An 18,473-nucleotide genomic window follows, 5' to 3' on the forward strand; every position below is an offset into this window, starting at 1 on the left:
TGGGCAGATGCGTCTGGACGGTTTGCAGATGCAACCGTAGGTGAGGTTCATGCCATCGTGGGCGACGCTCAGCCAAGCCGTGTCTTTGGCGAAATTGAAGTGCCTCGCATTCTTGCCAATCCAAACGTCAGCTCGATTGAGGGGCTTCCGCGTGAAGCGCTGACCGGTGTGAAAGACCGGCTCGGTCAGCAAGCAGCCTTTGAGCTGATCGTGGCCCGTGCGCGTGAACACGAGGGCATGCTGCGCATCCCAGCCAGTGATGATGCGCTCCGCGAGAACAAAGTTCTGAGGCTCGACAACAGAGAGTATTTTCGCGGAACGGCCATTGAGGGAACATCAAAGGCGTTAGACCAGAGCACGCTTCCGCTCAGTCAGCGTATGAGTCCGCCAACCGAGCATGCCCAAGCGGGTCAGCAGCGCTGGGATGAGTGGCAGGGACGCAATATCCAGACCACGCCTGAGCCTGAGATCCCAGGCCTGCGTCGCGCCGGGATGACAGCAGGGCTTGCGGGTTTGGGTGTTGCTGCCACCGCCTACGACGCGTCTCAAACCGGCGAGCGTGTTGGCACGCTGTTGGCACAAGACAACCTCACCGCTGCGCGCTCGGAAGCGTTGCACTTTGCTGCCCGAGGCGCGGGCGGCTGGGCAGGCGGCGCTGCTACCGCTGCCGTTGTTGGCACAAGTGGTGCCGGCCCCGTCGCGCTGGTGGTGGCTGATGGTTATCTATTCAGTGCCGCTGCCGACAAGGCCGTGACGCTTTGGGACAACCGTCAGATCTATACACAAACCGACAAGCAGAGCGTGAGTTGGGAGTCCAATGGCAGCCAGTGGCTTCGCCAAGAAAAGGCAGACCTGCAAAACGATGGCGCGGATACCCCACAGAAGCAGGGCATGTTCGCGCTGCCTGAAAAAGCGCGCGAGCTGAACTATCACGCAAGTAGCGAAGCGACCGAGCAGGCGCTGGGCAAGGTGCAACCCAGTAATCCCTATGTGCAGCCATCCAGTGAGGCAGATGCGGCGCATCTCTACGCACGGAATTGGCGGCATGATCCGGCAAGTGGCCAGTGGTCACGGATGATCGCCGACGAAGTCGATCGGAACGATCGACCTGTCTGGACAGTTGATCCAGCGAGCCCTGAGCGCAATGCTGCACTGGACCAGCAGGCAGCCCAGGTGGTGGACGCCAACATTGCCCGTGGCCCAGCTGCGATTGCAGCGACCTATCAAGCTGCTTATCGGCGCAATGGTTGGGACGACTTCGGCCCCGTGCCAGCGGCCGTGCAAACAGCCTTGAACCCAGACTCACTGCAAGCATCGGACGGCAAGCAGTATCAGCGCGATATCCAGGGTCAGTGGCGGCATGATGGTATTGCTGCCGAAGGCAATGTTCCGTTGGAACTGAATGCGACGCGTGAGCGCTTGCAACCGGCCTTGGAGCAGCATGCGCAGGCAATGGCACAAATGCCCGCGCGGCAAACGCCAACGCTGCAGCAGCAGGACCAGGCCAATACCGAAGCGACCTATGCCGCCTATGGCGTTGCGCCCAATGCCCAGACTGCAGGCGCGATCCAGCTTGCGGTGCAAAAAACCCGTGAGGCAAACGGGATTGATGCGGCGACCAGCTCTTTGGCGTTGGAGCGTGATGCGACCGGCCAATATTCGGTGGACAGCCCCATCCAGCATCTGCGCCGTGACGCCGATGGTGTGGTGCGCGTTGCGGCAACCACCAGCACTGACGAGATCCATCAGGCGCTTGGCGAAATGCAATCGCTTCGGCAAGAGCAACCACCTTCGACGGGTGCACCCGAGCTGCGCATTGATGCGCAATCGCCCCAAGAACGTGACGCCTATGAGCAAGCCTTGCGGGAGGCCAATCGGCAGGGCGTTTCGACGCAAGAAGCGCAACAGGTCGCAAGTTTCGCCGCAACGACGGTCACCGCTCCGCGTGTAGACGAAAGCCAAGCGCCTCAGGCAGCCATTGACGTGCAGCGAGATCGAGACGTTGCACGCACACCCGACGCGCCTGCTGCTGCTGCGGAGATGGCAACGCCTGCTCCGGTCGTGATGCCTGCATCCGTCAACGCGCCGCTGCCAGAAGACGTGCGCCCGGTTGCCAAGCCTGCCGAACCGAAGCCCGAGTCTGTCCCGCAACGCGAACCCCAAGAAACCAGAACACCTGAGGTTGCCGCACCCCCGACAGCCGGTGCAGTCCAGCCTAATGCAGAGGCAGTAGACCCACCCACGGCAAGCGCATCTGCGCCGAGCGTCGGATCGCCTTCATCAGCTCTCACGCCTCGTGAGGAAATCCCAACCCGGGCAACTGTTCCAGCGCCGCCGTCATCGCATGAGGTGGAAGGGCTGCGCCTCGGCGACCGGGGACAAGAGGTCGAGTTCTTGCAGTATCGATTGCAGCAAGTGGATGCCCGGGGGCCAAACGGTCAGGCCGTGCCGCAAGACGGGCACTATGGTCCAGAGACCGAACATGCGGTAAGGCGGTTCCAGCAAGACCAGGGTTTGCCTGCAACGGGCGTTGCCGGCCAAGACTTGGATGCTGCATTGTCCCAGGCACAACACGCGCGCCGAGAAGCTCTGAAACCCACGGAGCCTGCATCGGCAAATGCAGCAGTGGAGCAGGGCAGCGAGCAGCAAGCCCGAGTAGGAATGCCGCAGAACGACGTGCCATCGGCTGTTCTATTGCAGGCAACGCAGCAAGAGGCGGTGCGAGCGCCGTCGCCGGCAATCCCAACACAGAGCGAAGCGCCGGCAGAGATCGTCTTGCCTGAGCGCACGTCGTCCTCCTATACATCATCGCCGAGCTTCGGTGGGGCTGGCGGGCGTTCAAACCCAGGTATGAACGATGAGGATCGGGTCGAGCAAGCGAGACCCTCTCAAGATGTCCCTCAGCAGGGGTTTCCCTCGGATCATCGGGACTACCCCTTGTTCTCTGCCATCCAGGCGCAGCTCCCGAGGGGCACATCTGATGAGAAAACGGCCGAAGTGCTCCATGCCGTCAAAGAGTCAGGGATCGAGCGCGCGGATCAACTCCGGAAAGTGATCATCCAAGATGATGTCGCCTTTGTCTTTGGAAAAACGCCCGGCTTTCACTCGGAAACCTCGCTCAACACGCCATCGCCTGGCATCAATGAGACCTTGCAGAAGACGGAGGCATTGGATCAACAACGGACGCAGGAGATGGTGCAATTCCAGCGCGAGCGCGGGGAGATCGACAAGAACCCAACAGGCCCTGTGATGACGCTTGCTGCGCGCTCTCAGCAGCAAATGATGTCAGACGCGTCCAGTGGTGATGGGGGCGGTGGCTGATGTGGTGGAAGCCTAGGATCGGCGTGATAACGATTGGGAGCAGCACGTGCTCTAAGTTGATGTTGACGCGTTCTCTGCGCTATCCGCCGTTGTCCGACTCCGCAATGTGTGGCTGCGCTTTGCGCAACGAACCTTCGCTTGACGCAAACCTTTGTTGCTGAAAAAGCAGTAGCGTGGGGCTTGCAACCTTAGGTTTGGCGCCAATGCCAACGCCAGATCAACAAAATGCAAATGTAATTTTAATGTCTGCGCGGGTAGCCTCAACTCACGCAAGTTGTGCAGTAGATCTCGAAGTGTAGGTGCTATGGATAGCGAGTCAGGTCAGACGGATGACGCAGAACAACCGCTCTTTCGCAAGCGAAAGGGGCCGGAGACAACTTCCACACTCGGCGACCTAAAAGATGCGTTTCCCTCGTCCATCCGAATCTGGATCGGCTGTGGCTGTGTGCTTTTCCTCTTGCTAGCCACGTTTGTTCTGACCGCGTCCTACTCCAAGCGAGAGCATGTATCAGGCCAGATCACTTCCACGCATGGGCGAGTGGACATCCGCAGTGGAACGCCTGGGCTCATCCTGTCAACGACATTGAAGCCCAATGCTTTGGTCAAGAAGGGCCAAGTGCTCGCGGAGCTGTCAGCCGACATTACCGACGAAGCGGGCCGCTCTCTGTCCGATGAGACCATCAAGCGTGCGCTCACCCGATCAGAAGAGCTGACCAGGGAGCAATTGCAGGCGCATGATTTTTCCGGCCAGCGCGAGCGGGAATTGACGCGTCAAGTCGAAGAAACGAGCGGTGCGATGCAGGAAGTCGCTCGGAAGATCTCAATCTTGGAAAAGAAATATGCCAAGAACCAAGAACTGTTGAAGACCATCGAGCCGCTGCTTGCTGAGAAGTATGTGTCCAAATACACCTACCTCACCTACGAAAATGCCCTCTTGGATGCAGAGGCGCAGATCCAGGATGCCCGCGCGCAGCAGTCCACACTTCGCAATCAACGTGCCGCATTGCTGGGTGAGATCACCGAGATAAAGACAACGGCCAGCAGGCAAGCAAGTGAAATCGAGCGCGAGAAATCCACGATCGAAGATCAAGTGGCCAGAGCCAAGTCCGACCGGCTGCAGACCATCACCTCACCATTGAGCGGCACAGTCGCAGCGATCTACGCATCACAAGGTCAACGTATCGGCACCGACTCGATCATTGCATCCATCACCCCAAGCGAGTCGGTGTTCGAAGCTGAAATCCTTATTCCTTCAAGGGCCATTGGACATGTGACGGTCGGCACCGAGGTGCTGCTTAACATCGCCGCATTCCCAAAAGCAAAGTATGGCGCCATCCAGGGGCGCATAGCATCGCTGTCAACCCAAACCAGCCCTCTTGGCGAGTTGGAGCGCCGCTATGGTCGCCAGTCGCCTACTGAGCCGGTTTACACCGCCAAGGTGGCATTGCCCTCTCAAACCATCGGAGCCGCCCAAGAAGCGAAGTCCTTCCTGCCGGGGATGGAAGTGGATGCGGAACTGATCTTGGAGGGGCGCAAGATTTGGGAGTGGATGTTTGACCCCTTCCAAACCATGGGATCACGCTTGACGGGTGAAAAGCGATGAAGGATGTCTTGACACCATCAGCTAATGGCAATGTGGAGCCGGATCGCTCTTCCGAACCAAGCCTAGTGTTCTCCTCGAAGCGCCGTGTGCCGCATATCCGCCAGACGGAGTCCAGTGAGTGTGGCTTGGCCTGCATTGCGATGCTGCTCTCCTACTACGGCCATGAGACGAGTCTCGGGGAGCTTCGCAACCGCTTTACGGTGTCAACCAGTGGTGCGACGCTGGCTTCGCTGATTGAAATCGCTGATGCCAACGGGCTCACAACGCGTCCGCTTCGCTTGGAGCTTTACGAACTTCCCAAGCTGTCGCTGCCTTGTATGGTCCACCTGCACCACGGGCACTTTGTCGTTCTGACGGCTGTGCGGGGCGGGCACGTGCACATCAGCGATCCTGCGACCGGCGTCAAGAAGATCAAGCTCGACGAGTTCGATGAGGTTTTTAGCGGCATTGCGTTGGAAGCGCATCCAGGCCCGGCCTTCAAGAAGATCAAGAGCGTGCCATCGGTATCGCTTCGTGATCTGGCAGGCTCGCTTCGGTCCCTGGTGCCCGCGTTCTGGGTTGTGGGTATCTTGGCGCTCTTCTTGGAAGGCTGTGCGCTGATTGCACCCCAATATCTGCGACTGACGATGGATCAGGTGCTCAGCGTCAAGGACGATGGCCTGGTCACCACATTGGCGATCGGCTTTTCGATCGTGCTCTTGGTCCAACTCGTCCTGACCGTTGCCAGGAAGTGGACCTTGCTGTGGATCTCTTCCACCACCGGCTTGCGGTGGAGCAGTAACTTGTTCCGTCACCTGGTGTCGCTACCCCAGTCGTATTTCGTGAAGCGGCATACCGGGGACATTTCAAGTCGCTTCCAGTCGATCTACTCAATCCAGCAGTCACTCACGACGAAAATGCTGGAAGCGGTCATCGATGGGGTGATGTCTTTCCTCATGTTGTTGCTCTTGATGAGCTACGACGTGACGCTTTCCTTTGCCTTGTTGGCTTTCACCATTGCCTATGTGGGTTCGCGCTACGCTTACTACGCCAAGCTGAAAGAAGCCAACCTCGACCAGATCAACATCGATGCACGCCGGCAAAGCTTGCTCTACGAAACGGTCCGAAGCATCCAGCCTATCAAGCTGTTCAACAAGTCAGCGCTCTGGGCGTCGCGCTTCACGAACTACAGTGCGAAAGCGACCAACGCGACCATTGGGGCCGAGCGGATCCGCATTGGTTTTGATTCTGTCCAGCTTCTCATCCAGGGCCTGTGCCGCATCTTTGTGATCTGGGAGGGCACGCGGCTGGTGCTCAGTGGGGATATGACGATCGGGGTGCTGACGGTCTTTCTGATCTATGCGACCCAGTTCAGCCAGCGCAGCATCAACCTGGCTGACTACTTGATGCAGCTGCGGCTGCTTCGCTTGCACACGGAGCGCATTTCAGACATCACCCACAGCGAGCCTGAGTCGTTTTTGCATGGCAACGGTGCGCTGGAGGATGCCGCTCCCGCCATTGCAATTGTCAACGGCTACTTCCGCTACTCGTCCACCGACAAGTGGATCATGAGCGCCTTGCAGCTCAGGGCTCCGGCAGGCCAGGTGATTGCGATTGTCGGGAACTCAGGCGTGGGTAAGACCACACTCATCCGCGTTCTGGCGGGGCTTGAAGATCTTCAAGTCGGGGACTTCTTGGTCAATGGCGAGGATCTGCGCAAGGTCGGTAAGTCGAGCTACCGGAGCAAGGTCAGCATCGTCATGCAGGGAGACAATCTGTTGTCGGGAACGTTGTCGGAAAACGTCTCCATGTTCGATGAGCACATTGACCAGGAACGCCTCGTGCAGGCTGCGAAATTGGCGTGTATCCACGACGATATTCAGCGCATGCCAATGGGCTTCAACACCAGAGTCGGCGACTTGGGAAATACGCTGTCAGGCGGTCAAAAACAACGGATCTTCTTAGCCAGGGCCTTTTACAGGCGCACCAAGCTGTTGTTGATGGATGAGCCAACGACTGGGGTTGATGAGCAGATGGGCATACAGCTGATGAAGAACATTAGGAGCATCGGCGCAACCACAGTCATTGTGACGCACGACAAGAACATCTCTCGGATGTGCGATATGCACTATCTCTTCGTGGGCGGGATTCTAAGACCCTTGATCAAAGAGCAGCCAAGAGCATCTGAAAAGAGCGATGCAGCGGAAACGGCTGAAAAGTTCAGGCAGCAATGAGTAATCGGTTCTTGTGAATTAATTCAAAGGGGAGGGGTGCTATTGAGAAGTCGGCAGTGGGAATGATTGGGACAAAATTAAACACATAGTATGGAGTGCTGTAATGAGAGAGCTGACAAATGAAGAGCTATTGCTAGTGGCAGGTGCCGCAGCTGCTGCGGATGTCGATCCCAGTGAGCCGCCAACTACGGAGCTGCCGCCGGTGGTTGTTAATCCGCCGCCCTCAGAACCACCAACATTGCCGCCATCTCCGCCAGTTGAGCAACCGCCGCCGCCGCCACAAGGTGGTGGTGGAGGCAACGATGGTGATGTATTCGTCCCGCTGACTGCTGAAAACAGAATCGATAACGCCTTTATTGATAGCGTAGAGGGCGGACAGCAGCTAGATGCATATGTCCCCACCGATAACGGAGTCGTCATAGATCAGAGTGGAGTGACTGTGGCAACTGGAGTCGATTTGGGTGGTCAAACTGTCGAAAGCCTTACCGCGCTTGGAGTAGATCAAGCGCTTGTTACTACGTTAACGCCCTATCTTCATCTAACAGGCCAAGATGCGTTAAATGCCGTTCAAAACGCCCCTCTACACATCACCGAAGCGCAGGCAGATGCGTTGGATAACGCAGTTAGATCAAACATCTTAAATACGGTTGTCAACAACTATAACAACTCATCCGACTATGCTGACTTTTATCAGCTGCCTGGTGGCGTCCAGACCGCCATCGCAAGTGTTGCTTACCAATACGGTCCTGGCCTTGCCACAGCAACCCCCAATTTCTGGACGCAAGTAACAACAGGGCATTGGCAAGATGCTGTTACCAACCTGAACGATTTCGGCGATGCATTTGATACAAGGCGAGACAGGGAGGCCGCGCTTATTCAGCAAGATATTACGAATGGTAGTGTGCCAAGTGGCGGTTAAACGTTGACTTATAAAAGTGAGGTTAGAGATGAAGGCCAATAAGAGAATTGCATTAATCGCAATAATGATTTTTCCATTATGGGGAAGTTTTTTGGCTATGGCTGCGCCGGCCAAGATTACTTCTGCGGTCTTATCAGACTACTTTGGCCAGGCAGCAGGTGACTATATTATTCCTGGAAAGTCCTTGGTGAAGCAGTTCGGGGAGGCCCTGAGTGGGCCGCCGAATAAAGATGTTGATGCAGGGAATGGCTTGACATTGATATCGGGCTGCCGCTACAAGAGCTGCATCGAGAAAGGTGCAGTCGCGATCAAGGGTGATAATACGGTCGAAGCTGCTGGGCTCATTCACTTTAACTGCAAAACCAACACCCAAAACTCGGGCGCCTCTTGCTCAAAAGATCCTACCTTCACGCTGTTTGTGCCGAGGAGTAATAAGAACCTAGAAGCGGAAATATCAGTCCTGAAGTGGGCGCATGAATACGCACCAGATGCTACTTTTGAAACAGTAACGTTAGAGAAATAACGTAAGCATGCCGAAAATGAGGGGGGCAGAGTCATCATTGTTTTGGAATGATCTGAATTCGCTATCCCTAGCCCTGTGTGAGACCGCCTCCTACAGGGGTGTTATTTATTTTACTGGTGGGTAATTGACAATGACGTTTATAAAGAAGACAAGCATTATAAATAGTGATTTTCTAATCAAAGTATTGCACGGAGCGCTGTGATGAGAGAGCTGACGAACGAAGAACTGTTCCTAGTGGCAGGTGCCGCAGCCGCTGCGGATGTCGATCCAAGTGAACCACCCACTGACTTTCCACCAGTCGTAGTAAACCCACCTCCCAGTCCACCGCCGACTATTCCCCCTTCACCGCCAGTTGAGCAGCCAGGCCCGATCAGTCCTCCAGGTGGAGGCGGCACTCCTCTTCCAACAGCGCCGGAATACGATCTCAACTTCACGCGTGCGTTGACGGCGGAAGAGTCTGCCGCCCTGGTTAAATTTGACGATGCAATTTACTTTGTTAAAGACTCTATCAGCTCGCTTCCTGATAATGCTTATATGAAAATGAGCGATGGTTCGACTGTGCAGATGTCTGAAATTAAGAGTCTGATGCTCAATGCAGACTATAAGGTAAACGAAGCAGGCACTAGCTATAGTAATGGGTTTGCAACAGGGCAGTCTGACTACAATAGCGGCGACCCACAGATATCAATAAACATTGACACCATTAAGGGATATTCTGATCTAATGGGAGGGGCTAATTTCTTGGTGATGCATGAGTTGGCTCATAACGCAGCAGCTGCTCGGACCCTTTACCAAAATCTTTATCAAGATGGTTTTACCAATGCTGAGTTCAATCAAAACGAGAAATTTGCCAATGATATAGTGAGGGGGATTGCAAATTATCTCAGTATAGGCGTGCTTGGTCCTAGTGATACAAAGGTTGTTGGTGGATATAGTGAGGTAACTCCGAGTATCGTTGTTCCAACTCCTTGATTTTACATCCGCGTTAAAAAGGTGCTTTCGATGTCCATAGTTAGGGTTGCCTTAAATTCGATTTGCGTGCTTATGCTTGCCGGCCTAGCGGTCGGGCAGGCCCGGTCAAATGACCAACGAGATAGTGCTGCTAAGGCTTTATGTTCAGAAAAGTCTCGTCTTAAAGACAATTTCTATGTGGAGAGTGGGAGTGCGAATTTAGTAGTCCCGCTAGCCAAGGTAAGCAAGGTTGACAATGTTCGAGTTCATGCAATCAAAGGCGCGTGCGCTCAATTTGTTGACTATTATTCTGGTGATACCTACTACCTGTCCACTAACCTAAAAATTCAGGCGAAGCCAGGGATCATTGGTGATATAGATCCTCGTCCCGAGAAGGTTAATAATAATTCTCTTGGAGCTAAAGATGGTGCGCTGTCAAAAGGCGTGTTGGTCGATTCAATTCTTGTATCGCCATCGCATGATAATTCAGACGACAAATACGTGGGGGCCTGGGTCACTAATGGTAAAACACGCCTCATGATATATTCAAAAAATAAGACAGGACTTCTGAAAAAGGGAGAGGCAATTGCCGAGATCGATGGTCAAGTAGTTTCACTGGCTCAAATTGGTGCGCTGCACAGGGTTGACCAAGGGACTCTTTATGCTTTGGTCAAAGGTGACTCTTCCTTGTTGTCGGTTGCTTTAGATATTTATCGCCTGTAGATCAGGTTGAAATTGAATTGCGTGCTTATTTGAAAGGCCAGGAATGTTGGGCGTTCACAAAGGTCTTGCGGTTACATCGCTGATGGCTGTCTTCTGCACAAGCGCCGTTGCGGAAGATGGAATTTCAGGGCTCTCCATGGATGAAATAATTGGTAAAATCTTTGACCCTAATAAGCCAGTAAACTATGAGACCTTTCGCGAAATTGGGCTTAGTAATTTCCATCAAGTGAGTTCAAGTCGATCTTTGAATATCGCTTTTCGCTCAAAGGCGGTCAAGACGTGGGATCAGTATGCGATCTCCTTTGTTGAGTTCAGGGTCTCGCCTGAACTCGGTAAAGGAGTGGGTTTCATGTATATGGAGCTCGCTCCCGGTCGTTGTTACGAGGTATTTAAGATCAAGCAAAAATTTGCGCTCACTCCGTATGTCTTGCCACCCAATCCCCATGCGCAAATGGCCGACGCCAGCAAGGAGGTTTTCTATAAAAAAAATCTTGGTGAAACGTCGGTGTATGTAAAGGCGAGTTCGAAGGGCGAGTGCTTGCTTGGTCTTACGAGAAGTCGAAACTGATGAGGCTCGCCGGTTCCAGCCAAGTAGATGCCTAATTGGCTAGCACCAATGCGAGCCGATACCTAGGCAGGCTTCAAACAACACTTGATGCGCGTTGAATGCTACGAGGACTTTAATGAAAGCTTATGTGAGTGGTATGCAGCCCTTAGCTGTTGTGGCTTTTTCTATTTTAGTATCGGCCGCATTCTGTGATGATGCCTATGGTTCAGAAAAGGTTCTTGACGAGCTGGTCTCACTATTCAGTAGCGGCGTTATGGTCGAACAGTCTGAGAACAGTAAATTACTTGGAGCTGGCAAGGTCGAGATTGTCAGAGACGAGCCCCTTCGTCGTCACTATCGAGTTTCATTGAATGATCAGAAGTCCCAGGTAACAGCGTTGAGCTTTGGCGTTCATCGCAGTGACGAAAGCTCTCAGGCTTGGACAGTAGGTGCCCTCGCGGTAATTTCTGCTGACAAAAAAGCCCGGGGTTGTGAAAGATATAGCGATATCGTAAAAAAATATGCCTTCGTGGAAGGTATACGTGAGCCTCGGGCCGTGATAAAAAATGCAGCTTGGACCCAACCGGCGACATTGACGAAAGGGCCATATAACATCTATGTTTCGACTACGGACGTGACCTCGCCTTGTGCTTCTGGGCTGAGCGTTTCTATGAGACGGACTGATGGTTTGGATGCTCCTTTTCAAACGTCAAACAAATAGTCTTCATTTTTCTACCGGCCGGCGCGAAGTTAATAAGCTCAGGCACTACACGCTCGTAAATAGCGGAGACAGTCATTGCAAAGCAGTAGCGTAATGGCACTTACGGTTCGGGTCGCTCTCTCAGGGTGTTACGAATGATGAGGGAGTAGACGAGGAGGGCAGGCACGCAAGTCAAGCAGATGCCGATGAAAAACGTGCCATAGCCTAGGCTTTGTCCATGGAGCGTGGTGAGATAAGCCACTGCAAGGCCTGAGAAGCCGGCAAGCACCCTGCCGAAGATCGAGTAGAAGCTTGTTAGCCAAGCGTAGTGCTCTCCTGCCCGTCCGAGTGTGACTAGCTTTGACATGTAAGCAACCAACGCGATGCCGGTATAGCTACTGGCAAGGTTTTGAAGAATAACGCTAGCCCAAAGCAGCTCAACAGACCGCTCGTTGGACGAAAGCAAGGCAAGACCGAGGAGGGCAAGGGCTTGGAGAGCTGCGCCAACAAGAATGGTCGTGCCCAGAGACATGCGTCTCAAGCTGGTGCCTGCGGCCAAAATTCCGAGGAAGGCAGCAGGGATGGCTAGCCAGATGTGCAATGATCCGACCGCACTCTTCCCGATGCCAAGGGCATAGAAAAAAGGATTGATCATGGGACCCAAAAGAATGTCCGGTAGGCGATAGCAGCCGATGAAGACGATCACCGCGATCCATCCTTGCATCGTGGAGGGTCGAAGCGACACCAACGGAGCCCTCTGCTTCTCCGCACTCGTGGCATCTGGGGTGCGGTCGCTATCGGGATGGGATTGCAGAAAGAGCGTTCCGCAGATGGGCACCAACATCAGTGGCAGCAGAAGGGCATAAGCAACTTGCCAAGACAGCCGCGCTGCGAGCAAGAACACCAGACCGTCGCTTAGCAGAAGAGCAATGCGGTAGCCAAACTGATAGGCAGTGAGGAGCTTGGCTGGCTGCTGGTGCACTGCCTCCTGTTCGATGCGAAATGCATCGACTGAGGCATCCAGGGTCGCACCGCCAAAGGCGGCTGCGATGGAGCTCAATGCAATGAGCGGCAGACTACCGGTGACGACGCTCAGGACAAGGCCCAGGAGGGAGAGGGCGACCATGACCGAAGACAAGACAATCCAGCCCTGACGGTGCGACATGGTGCTTCCAACGGCCGGCGCGCGGTGTTGGTCGAGATGGCGGGCCCATAGGAATTTGAGGGAGTAGGGAAGCGCGGTCCAAGCCAAGGCACCGATGACCGCAATCGAGAGCGACTTTTCGCTGAGCCAATAGCCTAAGGTGCTGCCGATCAGCGGATAAGGCAAACCAGAACCGAAGCCCAGGAACAAAAATCCAGTCCAGGCCTTGGTCGGTCTTGATGTCACTTCCTGCATGGGCTGCAACTGCCTTGTCGCTTCGGTTCGTCCATTCGTATCAAGGAAGCAACCTGTCTTCCTCAGCCATCTTTGCGAAGTGTGTAAGCCTTGGTTCCAAGCATAGCGCCCGTCTTATCTCGCACCAAGCGATGCGCTTGCTTGAAGTGTGGTCGCACGCGGTCCCGGAGTGCTCTCGCCAGGCGTCGGTGATGCCCTGGCACAGCCACGAAATCCAGGATCCAGAGTTGATCACCTTCGTTCCAGTCGCTAATCGGCAAGAACGGCGGATCTTGCAGAACCAAATGACTGGCGGTTTCAGGCGTCAGATAAGCCCATAAGGCGTAGCCGGTCCAGACCCCGTCTTCGTCTTCGATCGTGACGAGCTGGCCTAGGCGAATTGCAGGCCACAGCCACACATAGGCAGCCGCGATACTGAACTTCTTGCGGTCAGTCTTGAACAGGAGTTGCATTGCCAGGCCAAGCGCCTGCGCATCAACGGCATTAGGTTGCATGGGCGGTGGTTGAGCTCAATGTCTGCGCTGCAACTGCAGCGTCCGGGAAGGTGAGCAGTGCGGCAGGGATTGATGCACGCCCGTTCAAGCTTAGACCTACCAGGTAGCTGGTGGGTTCGCAGTCGACCAGCACGACGGTTCGATGGCCAGAATTGGTGATGCCGAGTGTCTCATCTGCGACTTGGGCACCGAAGAGCAGTGTTCCCCCGTGCACGCGTGGCCCCTCCGGCTGGACTGTATAGGCCATGCGATGCGTATCAAAGAAATACAAGGCGGTGGACACGTGATCGCTTGCGTAGCCCAGGACAAGCCAGTGTGGCGGTAAGTCTTTCCAAACGCGGCGTGACACCGCGACCTCGGTTGCGATAAAGGCCGAGACCCGCTCGGGTCCCGACGACCGATCGGCCAGGATCGACCGCACCAGCTTGATCGCCCGGCGCTTGGAGACGCGATAGGAAAGGCGTGGTCGTGGTCTCAGCCAGCGGTTGGCGGCACAAAGATGAAGAGCCGCGTTCGGAAGTGCGCGTAGGAGCGCCGCGATCTCCTCGCCAACAGGAGACCCGTAGCTTGCTTTGCCTCTGATGTGGTCGGAGAGCCAATCGTGGCGCTCATCGTGCTTTGTGGGTTGATCGAACGCATAGTCACTGCGCTGTTGCTCGCGGTAGTAGCGCGCAATGAGTGCTTTGAAATGCAACGCCTCTGGGCTTGACTCAGGCAAGGCACAGGCTTCTGCACAGTGATGGAGAAACGCAGCTTCCATGTGATGCTCGATCTGGATAAGCAGCTGATCGATGTTGGCGATTGCCTTGTCAAAGCGGGAATACTTCTTGAAGAAATAGGCAAGCGAGGGAAGCGAGTGGCGAACATCACGCATCTCATCGCCGAAAAAGTGACGATGCCCATCGGTGCCACGCTTCCAGGTGGGAACTGCGCGGAAGCCGCCGAAATCCAGGAACTGCGCGTTCGATGTGATGTTGTCGCTTGTCGGGCGTCCGGTCCAGAGGCGATGCGCGCGACTTGCGGCAATCTGCTCGGCAAGGCGCAGGTAGAGCTCACACAAGTTAACGCCTAAGCCATTGGGATTGCCGGCATCGCGCTGCGAGTGCTCGTTGGCAAAGTGGATGGCGTCTCTGACCCGCAGGCTATCTTGAAATTGATCGCTGTCGGCGTTGCCTGATGTTCCGAAATACAGGCTGCGCTCGAAGTGCGCCAAGCGAAGGAAAGCGGGCCTGATCAGAATGGCGCACCGCTCCGGTTCGTCGGCATCGGTGCGTGCCAGGGAGAAGCCGGCATCAATGATGGCAACGATGGGCACTGCCCCGTGGGGGAGTTCTGCGTTGAGGATCTCGCTGGCGACTGCCTCGCGAATGGCATCGTAAAGATAGAGACAGCCATGGGAGTGTGACCAATCATGGGCCTCGGAGACCAATGGCGTGGGGCCGGTTCCTTTGGCGATGAGCATGCCATCGGAGCCACAGCGGCCACTCCCTCCATGGATTGCCCCACCGCTCCCACCATAGCGATCAGCGCCCAGTGTCCGTCCGCCGAAGCTGCCGGCAACGCAGTGAGCTTCGAGGGAGGTCACGGCGAAGCGTTCAAGCAAGGACGCTGAGATGCTGGTCCGAGTGGGCTTGTCGTGGATGGCGATGCCCAAGTCATGAAACCAGCGCTCATTGAGCCAGAGCACGGAAGCATCTGGCAGCTTTCCCACTGGGAAGGGCACGAGCATCGAAGTGCTCACGCTGGCGAGGTTCAACAGGTTGGGGGCGTTCTTGTCATCCATGTCCCAGTAGTCATTGGGCATTTCGCTTCCTTGTTTCCGCAGCTGTTACGAATTCGCGTTCGATCGGCTTTGGTGATGCTATCAACCTGACGGCAATTCGTCCTGCTGCTGCTTGGATTTCCGAAAGCCAACGGACATCACGACTGAGTGGACAGGTAGCTTAAAAGCGGCACAGGACATTGCAAAAATCAGATCTGTACAGGTCTTATTCATTTTATGATATAACTAATAATCATACGTAGGGGCGCAATTGCTGACCCAACCGTAGCGCGGAAATTCAAATAAAGAATCAAACAGCAAGAGCGCACTTATGGTTTCTGCTTTGCAGAAACCGTGCGCCAACGCTGCGCGTTGGTGCGGTGGCTTTCGCCACCTCGTTGCTATGCTTCGCTAGGCAACACAGCTTCTTCAAAACCCCGAGATTCATGTCTCTTTGTTGTCGAGTTCGCTTTTCTCTCGACACGGGATGTTATGCCGCTTCTTTGTGTGCTCCACAAACAGGAGTTTCACAAATGGCGATTTATCACGCAACAATGAAGTCTTTCAGCCGAGCCAATGGCGACTCGTCCGTCGCCGCAGCGGCTTACCGAGCAGGGTTCGATCTGCTCGATACAAGCACGGGGCTTGGTCACAATTATTCCCACAGAGGCGGTGTGGATTTCCATCAGATGCTTGCACCGAAGGGAGCGCCGTCTTGGTGCTTCGATGCGCAGTATTTTTGGAACGCGAACGAAGCGGCCGAGACCCGCAAGAATGCACGCGTTTGCCGAGAAGTCGAGGTATCGCTTCCGCATCAACTCGATCCGCACCAACGAAGAGTGCTCGCTTTGGCGCTTGGTCAATTGCTCGTCGAGCGCTTCCAAGTCGCTGTGCTGGTGGCAGTCCACACGCCAAGCAAGCTGGGTGATCAGCGCAATCATCATGTGCACTTATTGATGTCAGCCAGGCAAGTCGGTCCGTGTGGGCTTGGTGAGCGCGCCTGCGCTGAGTTCGACGCGCGACAAGGCGGCGGCACGCGAGCAATGCGGCAAATCCGCAAAGACATCGCAACGGTCATCAATGCGCACTTGAAGAATGCCGGCAACGCGGCTCGTGTGGATCACCGCAGTCTCCGAGCACAGGCGCAGGAGGCCGCGCGCAATGGAGAGTTTGAACGCGCTCGTGAACTCACGCGTCGGCCTGGCAAGCACTTGGGCAAAGCCAACGTGGCGGTGATGCGCAAAACGAAGTTCACCGCAGAAGTCAAAGGTGCAGGTGGAAAAGCTGCGGCATTAGCGCTTTCAAAGCTTGTCGCTGAGCACATGAAAAAAAGCGGTGGTCTCGTGCACGAGGTGCCACCGTCTCATAGCCATGCGACAGCACTTCGGGATCGGGCCAATGCAAAAAAATCTGGATTGGAAGGGCGCGCAGCGGTTGGGCAGGGGAGGTTGTCAGGCGCAGAGCGGGTGCGGCAGATCAAAGAGCGCTTGGCGCGTGCGCCAGCGCCAAGCGCAGGACTCTACACACCTTACAGTGGTCAGACCCGACATCTTGGTCGCGTGACTCGTCTGGCTCGTTCTTCAGGCCGACAAGACGCGGAGGTGCTCAATGCGGAGGCTCAGCTCATCGAAGACTGGCTCGAAGCGCAACGGGAGGTCGCGCAGCAGTCTCTCGAAGTATTGCGGCAGATCCCGGGTATCCAGATTGAACCAGAGTTCCAGCGGGCGCACTCCGCACTCATTTGCAGGCGGGTCGACAGCTACGCCACAAAGCCGTTTTTGTTCGAAGACACAGAGATGCTTGCTCGCTCAATCAGCAGGTATGCCCATACGCTGGTGCGACCCTACAAAGCGCGTGTGGCCGTGCTGGATGCGCAAGCCAAGCTTGTTGAGCAAGAAGGCAGCGGAGACACGCAAGCGGTGGCGAGGGCGCGCCAGCGTTTGGGGAGGGCAAAGGTGCATGTCTCTCCTCGCATCCAGGCAATCCAGCAATGGCGCATCAAGCAGGCTCGAAAGGCAATGGTGGACGCAGCTGAGGCCTTGGAGAAGAATTTTGCCCCACAGCCGATCGAGGTGCTGACGCCTGAGTCATCTGGCGATGATGCGCTTCCACCACAGGCCGAAGGTGATGCCGGGCATTGGGAGTTGAAGTTCCGTCCGCCCAAACCAAGTCTATGATGGCTCAGATATTTCTGACCATTGATCGCGCAGCAGACTGATAGTGCGCCTAGGCATTTGCCTGGAAGCTAGGGTCGTCGCAAAAGGTTTCCGCCAAATGATTGGAACAACGCCGCCCGCCATTGGCAGCCGGCGCCGAGACTAAGGCTCCAACCCCCAGCGACACAGGAGCCCCGCATGCGGGGCTCTTTCCCGTGGCCACGACTTTCGCCTTATGCATTCGGATGAGAGTGGCAACACTGACAGACAGATCTCGGTTTCGTCGTTGCTGAGGAAGCCCGTCATTGGCGGCAAGATGGCTCCTTAGCGAACTTCTTATCCAGATACTGGAAAATCGCTCTGGCAGCGTTGATGACCAGGACCGCCTCATCGTTTTCTAACAACGCATCGTTTGGATGCGCCAAGCTTCCGTGATTGCGAGCTGGATTTAGACTGTCGATGACATTGCTGAATGACCGCAGAACATTGTTCATCGTGTCCGATTGGCTGCCCATGTCACGCAGGCCCGGATGCTCTGTCCGAAGCTGCTTGAACAAGTTGGTGATGGTGGCGCCGGGTTGGGCCTGGATTTCTTGCGCGTAACAAACTGCTTTGAGGTATGCATGAAGTGCGGTGTGAATTCGGTCCACCGCATGGGTCGGTCCTGCACTTTGGATCAGCGTGTTGGCATCAGCCAATGCGCGCTTCAAGACATCGCTGGTGATAGATGGACTGCTGTCTTGGACCGAAAGTCCATCAGCACAGCGCGTGGCCAATTCCAACAACCGACTATAAGCTTGTTGAGTTCGAAGGTGCTCACTGCCTTGGGGATACTTACGAGCGATGCCCCGAAGGATTGCTGCTTGTTGATGTCCTTCGACCCCCGTCAGGATTGCAATAAATCGTTCCCTGGTCGTGTCGCCGGTGAAGGTATCCGGATCCAGGTTCAGGTCGCAAAAGCCTGGGTAGAACTCTCGATGTGTCTTGTAGGAGAAATCACCCAGGTAGCCGCCTTCAACCCCGATGTAGCTGTGAACCACCCAGTGAATCTCACTGCTTCGCAACTCGCCCACAGGGCCCCCTAAATGGCTGGAATACGCGCTATATTGAAAGCATTATAGTCAATGCGCGGTGTGGCGGCGGAGGGGCACTTGACACCCGC

14 protein-coding genes are annotated in these 18,473 nt (G+C 55.4%); 10 read left to right on the forward strand and 4 right to left on the reverse strand.

The genetic code is table 11. From position 1 onward, the window contains the following. Positions 1-378: 378 nt before the first annotated feature. From EO170_RS09080 to EO170_RS09125, 9 genes are all read left to right on the forward strand, one after another. Complete coding sequence (locus tag EO170_RS09080; RefSeq protein WP_164740986.1) at positions 379-3,321, forward strand: peptidoglycan-binding domain-containing protein; 2,943 nt, start codon at positions 379-381, stop codon at positions 3,319-3,321. A 304-nt stretch (positions 3,322-3,625) separates the two neighbouring features. Beyond that, complete coding sequence (locus EO170_RS09085; RefSeq protein ID WP_126944246.1) at positions 3,626-4,924, forward strand: HlyD family efflux transporter periplasmic adaptor subunit; 1,299 nt, start codon at positions 3,626-3,628, stop codon at positions 4,922-4,924. Continuing rightward, positions 4,921-7,137, forward strand: a complete 2,217-nt coding sequence (locus EO170_RS09090; RefSeq protein ID WP_126944249.1) for a peptidase domain-containing ABC transporter — start codon at positions 4,921-4,923, stop codon at positions 7,135-7,137. The genes EO170_RS09085 and EO170_RS09090 overlap by 4 nt, the downstream gene beginning before the upstream one ends. 103 nt (positions 7,138-7,240) lie before the next feature. Then, positions 7,241-8,056, forward strand: a complete 816-nt coding sequence (locus EO170_RS21490) for a pesticin C-terminus-like muramidase (RefSeq protein ID WP_159252807.1) — start codon at positions 7,241-7,243, stop codon at positions 8,054-8,056. A 28-nt stretch (positions 8,057-8,084) separates the two neighbouring features. Continuing rightward, positions 8,085-8,579 (forward strand): hypothetical protein, encoded by a 495-nt coding sequence (locus tag EO170_RS09100; protein WP_126944252.1) that lies wholly within the window; start codon positions 8,085-8,087, stop codon positions 8,577-8,579. A 201-nt stretch (positions 8,580-8,780) separates the two neighbouring features. After that, on the forward strand, positions 8,781-9,551 hold the full coding sequence (locus EO170_RS09110; RefSeq protein ID WP_238844067.1) for a hypothetical protein: 771 nt from the start codon (positions 8,781-8,783) through the stop codon (positions 9,549-9,551). 30 nt (positions 9,552-9,581) lie between these two features. Next, on the forward strand, positions 9,582-10,253 hold the full coding sequence (locus tag EO170_RS09115) for a hypothetical protein (RefSeq protein ID WP_126944255.1): 672 nt from the start codon (positions 9,582-9,584) through the stop codon (positions 10,251-10,253). A gap of 43 nt (positions 10,254-10,296) precedes the next feature. Next, positions 10,297-10,821 carry a hypothetical protein gene (locus EO170_RS09120; protein ID WP_126944258.1) on the forward strand — a complete coding sequence of 175 codons (525 nt, stop codon included), beginning with the start codon at positions 10,297-10,299 and terminating at the stop codon, positions 10,819-10,821. Between the two features lie 115 nt (positions 10,822-10,936). Beyond that, on the forward strand, positions 10,937-11,521 hold the full coding sequence (locus EO170_RS09125) for a hypothetical protein (protein ID WP_241239403.1): 585 nt from the start codon (positions 10,937-10,939) through the stop codon (positions 11,519-11,521). 100 nt (positions 11,522-11,621) lie between these two features. Here EO170_RS09125 and EO170_RS09130 read toward each other — a convergent pair whose 3' ends face one another. From EO170_RS09130 to EO170_RS09140, 3 genes are all read right to left on the reverse strand, one after another. Next, on the reverse strand, positions 11,622-12,899 hold the full coding sequence (locus EO170_RS09130; protein ID WP_126944261.1) for an MFS transporter: 1,278 nt from the start codon (positions 12,897-12,899) through the stop codon (positions 11,622-11,624). A gap of 62 nt (positions 12,900-12,961) precedes the next feature. Further along, positions 12,962-13,393: a toxin-activating lysine-acyltransferase gene (locus EO170_RS09135; RefSeq protein WP_126944264.1), complete on the reverse strand. Its 432-nt coding sequence runs from the start codon at positions 13,391-13,393 to the stop codon at positions 12,962-12,964. Next, the gene (locus EO170_RS09140; RefSeq protein WP_126944267.1) at positions 13,383-15,197 is read right to left on the reverse strand and encodes a protein adenylyltransferase SelO family protein; all 1,815 of its coding nucleotides are present in this window, start codon (positions 15,195-15,197) and stop codon (positions 13,383-13,385) included. The genes EO170_RS09135 and EO170_RS09140 overlap by 11 nt, the downstream gene beginning before the upstream one ends. Before the next feature lie 491 nt (positions 15,198-15,688). Here EO170_RS09140 and EO170_RS09145 point away from each other — a divergent pair, with 491 nt between their 5' ends. Continuing rightward, a complete protein-coding gene (locus tag EO170_RS09145; RefSeq protein ID WP_126944270.1) occupies positions 15,689-17,332 on the forward strand; it encodes a MobA/MobL family protein in 1,644 nt (547 codons plus the stop codon). Positions 17,333-17,613: 281 nt separating this feature from the next. Here the strand turns inward: EO170_RS09145 and EO170_RS09150 are convergent, their stop codons facing one another. Next, positions 17,614-18,384, reverse strand: a complete 771-nt coding sequence (locus EO170_RS09150) for an abortive infection family protein (RefSeq protein ID WP_126944273.1) — start codon at positions 18,382-18,384, stop codon at positions 17,614-17,616. Between the last annotated feature and the right edge of the window lie 89 nt (positions 18,385-18,473).

The sequence above is a fragment of the Xanthomonas sp. BRIP62409 genome (assembly GCF_003992965.1).
Classification (GTDB): domain Bacteria; phylum Pseudomonadota; class Gammaproteobacteria; order Xanthomonadales; family Xanthomonadaceae; genus Xanthomonas; species Xanthomonas euroxanthea.